The 3,822-nt window shown below is 67.5% G+C and carries 3 protein-coding genes; 1 reads left to right on the forward strand and 2 read right to left on the reverse strand.

The window, feature by feature from the left end; all coding sequences use genetic code 11:
* On the forward strand, window positions 1-730 hold a 730-nt coding region (locus tag AX690_RS23305; protein WP_066730374.1), incomplete at its 5' end, for a hypothetical protein.
* An 85-nt stretch (window positions 731-815) separates the two neighbouring features.
* Here AX690_RS23305 and AX690_RS10970 read toward each other — a convergent pair.
* Complete coding sequence (locus AX690_RS10970) at window positions 816-2,948, reverse strand: M13 family metallopeptidase (protein ID WP_066682964.1); 2,133 nt, start codon at window positions 2,946-2,948, stop codon at window positions 816-818.
* Window positions 2,949-3,154: 206 nt separating this feature from the next.
* Window positions 3,155-3,607: a MaoC family dehydratase gene (locus AX690_RS10975; RefSeq protein WP_066682965.1), complete on the reverse strand. Its 453-nt coding sequence runs from the start codon at window positions 3,605-3,607 to the stop codon at window positions 3,155-3,157.
* Between the last annotated feature and the right edge of the window lie 215 nt (window positions 3,608-3,822).

Genomic DNA, 3,822 nt, shown 5'->3' on the forward strand with positions numbered 1-3,822 from the left:
CGATCTGGCGTTCTTTCGAAACCTCGTCACGGTCATGGCCGTGGTCGAGATCGCGGGCTTCGTCCTGCATTTGGCCATGGGGCGCTCGAGCTTTGGCGCGCCGCTGATCGTGCATCTTCATGCGGTCGTGGCGATGGGCTGGGTGGCCATCGTTGTCGCCCAGGCCTGGCTGGCGAGCGGCGGCGCCTTGCGCATCCACCGGACCCTGGGGGGACTGGCTCTGGTCTGGATGCTGGCGCTGGCGGTTCTGGGGACAATGGTGACTCTGGCGGCGGTCCGCGCCGGGCGCACGCCGTTCTTCTTCCTCCCGCAGCACTTCGTGGTGGTCAATCCGGCCACCCTGCTGGGGGCGGTGGGCCTGTTCGCCGCCGCCGTCACCCTGCGGAAGAACCGCGACTGGCACACGCGCCTGCAGGTCGGATCGTTCACGATGCTGATGGGGCCGGGCCTGGGCCGCATCCTGCCGCTGCCGTTCCTCAAGCCCTATGCGTTCGAGGTCGCCGCCGGGGCGGCGGTGATCTTCCCGCTGATCGGCCTCGCGCGGGACTGGCGGGCGCGAGGGCGGCCGCATCCGGCCTGGCTGTGGACGATCGGCGTGCTGGCCGCGACCCTGGTCGGGGCGCGCGTCCTGGCGCTGTCACCGGCCGGGGAGGCGATCTACGCGGACGCGGTGAAGGGCGCCCCCGCGGCCCAGGCGGATGGCCGCGCCTTCCCCAAGCCGCCTTTCTAAAAGCGCCCGAAACGGAAAAGGGCCGGTGATCGCTCACCGGCCCTGATCACGGCCCGTCAGAAACGGGCGCGAGAGGTTTTGGCGACTACCAGATCTTCACGCGCTCTTCCGGCGGGATGTACAGCTTGTCGCCCGGCTTGACGTCATAGGCCGAGTACCAGCCGGGCTGGTTCCGGATCGTGCCGTTGACGCGGTAGTAGCCCGGCGAGTGCGGATCGCTGGCGATCTGCTGCTTCAGGGCGTCGTCGCGCGACTTGCCGCGCCACACCTGGGCCCAGCCCAGATAGATGCGCTGGTCGCCGGTGAAGCCGTCCAGCACCGGAGCCGGCTGGCCCTTCAGCGACAGGTGGTAGGCTTCCAGGCCCAGGGTCAGGCCGGCCATGTCGCCAATGTTCTCGCCCATGGTCAGCTTGCCGTTGACGTGCATGCCCGGGAACGGCTCGAACGCCGAGTACTGGGCGCCCAGCTTGTCGGCCTGGGCGTTGAACTTGGCGGCGTCTTCGGCCGTCCACCAGTCGCGCAGCACGCCGTCGCCGTCGGACTTGCGGCCCTGGTCGTCGAAGCCGTGGCCGATCTCGTGACCGATCACGCCGCCGATGCCGCCGTAGTTGATGGCCGGGTCCGCGTCGGGATGGAAGAACGGGGCCTGCAGGATGGCGGCCGGGAACACGATCTCGTTGTTGACCGAGTTGTAGTAGGCGTTGACCGTCTGCGGGGTCATGCCCCACTCGGTCTTGTCGACCGGCTGGTTCAGGCGTTCGACATCGTGGCGATAGTCCCACGCGCCCGTGCGGATCACGTTGCCGTAAGCGTCGCCTTCCTTGATCTCCAGCTTGGAATAGTCACGCCACTTGTCGGGATAGCCGATCTTGACGGTGAACTTGGCCAGCTTGTCCTGGGCCTTGACCTTGGTCTCCGGGCCCATCCAGTCGAGGTTGTCGATGCGGGTCTTCAGGGCCGAGCGGACATTGGCCACCAGGTCCAGCATCTTGGCCTTCGACTCCGGCGGGAAGTAGGCGGCGACATACTCCTTGCCGACCGCCTCGCCCAGCATGCCGTTGACCTGGGCGACGGCGCGCTTCCAGCGCGGACGCTGCTCGGGCTGGCCGGCCAGGGTCTTGTTGCGGAACTCGAACTGGGCGTCGGCGAAGCGCTTGGACAGCATCGGGGCCGCGCCGTCGGTCACCTTGAACGCCTGCCAGGCCTTCAGGGTTTCCAGCGGAGTCTCGGCGTAGATCTTGGCGTACTTGGGGAACGAGGTGTTGGTCGTGACGATGACGCGGTCGAGCTTCGGCAGCTCGGTTCCGACCAGGTAGCGGTTCCAGTCATAGCCCGGCGTCATCGCCTGCAGCTCGGCCAGGGTGGCGGGGTTGTAGGTCTTGTCGCGGTTGCGGCGCTCGACGCGGGTCCACGACGCCTCGGCCAGCTTGGTCTCGAAATCGACGACGGCCTTGGCGTTTTCGGCGGGTTTGGGCCAGCCGGCCAGGGTCAGCATCTTCTCGACATAGACCAGATAGGCGGCCTTCTTGTCGGCGAACTTGGCGTCCAGATAGTAGTCGCGGTCGGGCAGGCTGGTGCCGCCGGTGCCGGCGTAGACGGCGTAGCGCTGCGGGTTCTTGGCGTCGGTCGAGATGCCCAGGCTGATCAGGTCGGCGTAGGGCGTGGTCGAGCTCTTGCCCATCAGCGCCGTGAACTCGTCCTTGGTCTTGACCTTCTTGACGCCGTCCAGCCAGGGCTGGATCGGCTTGGAGTCCAGCTTCTCGATCGCGGCCTCGTCCATGAAGGCGCGGTAGGCGGCGCCGATCTTGGCCTTCTCGCCGGTCGCGGCCTTGTCGGCGGCGGCGGCCTCGATGATCGCGCGGGTGCGGGCTTCGGAGAGCTCGGCCAGCTTGTCGAAATTGCCGTAACGAACGCGGTCCGAGGGGATCACCGTCTTGGCGTCCCAGGTCCCGTTGGCGAACTTGTAGAAGTCGTCGCCGGGCTTGGCGGTGGTGTCCATGCCCGAGATGTCGAAGCCCCAGGTCCCGTAGCGCGGCGACTCCAGCGAGGTCGCGTCGCCGGCCACGGCGCCGGAGGCCGCGCCCGAAACCGCGAACGGCAGGATGGACTGCATCACGCAGGCGTCGTCGATGCAGGCGTGCTGCTCGTGGGCTTGCGCCCCGAAGGCCGACAGGGACAAGGCCGCCAGGGCCGCCGCGCCGAACAAAACTCTTTTCATGGAAATCGCATCCGTTGGTGTGAGCTGGCGGCAATCTGCAACGGGGCGAAATAATTGCTCCCTTAAAAAAAGTTCATGTTGGCGCGATGGGAGACAGGGGCGCTTGAATCAAGCGCCCAGGCGTTCGGGCCGCGTCTGGGGCGTCCGACGCGGCCCGGCGATCGCCGCACGGAAACTTTTACCCTTGGGTTGTGTCGGGAGGAGCCTCAGCCCTTGGCGGGACGCCGGCGGCGGGGGACGCGCACGATCGCCTCGCCGTCCATGATCAGGTCCTCGCCGACCAGGGCCTCGCACCGCAGGGTGACCCGGGCGCTGACCTCGTCGATCGCCGCCACGGTGACGCGGGCGGTGACGACGTCGCCGATCCTCACGGGGCGATGGAAGGCTAGGGTCTGCGACAGATAGATCGAGCCCGCGCCCGGCAGGATCGTTCCAACCACGGCCGAACCGAACGAGGCCGACAGCAGGCCATGGGCGATCCGGCCGCGATAGGCGGTCTTGGCCGCGTAGGCCTCGTCGATATGGACCGGGTTGAAGTCGTCCGACGCCTCGGCGAACAGGCCGATGCGCTCCTCGGTGACGGTGACCTGCTTCTCCGCCGTCATGCCGACCGAGAGTTCTTCGAGGATGTAGCCGCCCGAGGCGTGTGGCTGAATCATGACGCCGCGTTAGCGGGCGCGGGGCGCGGTGGCTAGAGGAAAAGCGGCGGGAGGGGGCGCAGTGGGCTGGAGGTTGGCTTTTGGAAGCGTGGCGCGGCACCTGCCATCAGAACACCCGAGGTTGCGGCTGAGGGGTGGAAGTCGGACCCAATCCGTCCGACTAGGGTCGAGGCTGTGTGAAAACGCGACGGATCAGCTAGACTCCTGACGAGCAG

Origin of the sequence: Caulobacter sp. CCH9-E1, from assembly GCF_001556515.1 — a bacterium.
Taxonomy (GTDB): domain Bacteria; phylum Pseudomonadota; class Alphaproteobacteria; order Caulobacterales; family Caulobacteraceae; genus Caulobacter.

What these genes read in the sequence shown, in the direction of transcription:
- AX690_RS10970 (WP_066682964.1), bottom strand. Translation starts at nt 2,948, where the DNA reads ATGAAAAGAGTTTTGTTCGGCGCGGCGGCCCTGGCGGCCTTGTCCCTG.
- AX690_RS10975 (WP_066682965.1), bottom strand. Translation starts at nt 3,607, where the DNA reads ATGATTCAGCCACACGCCTCGGGCGGCTACATCCTCGAAGAACTCTCG.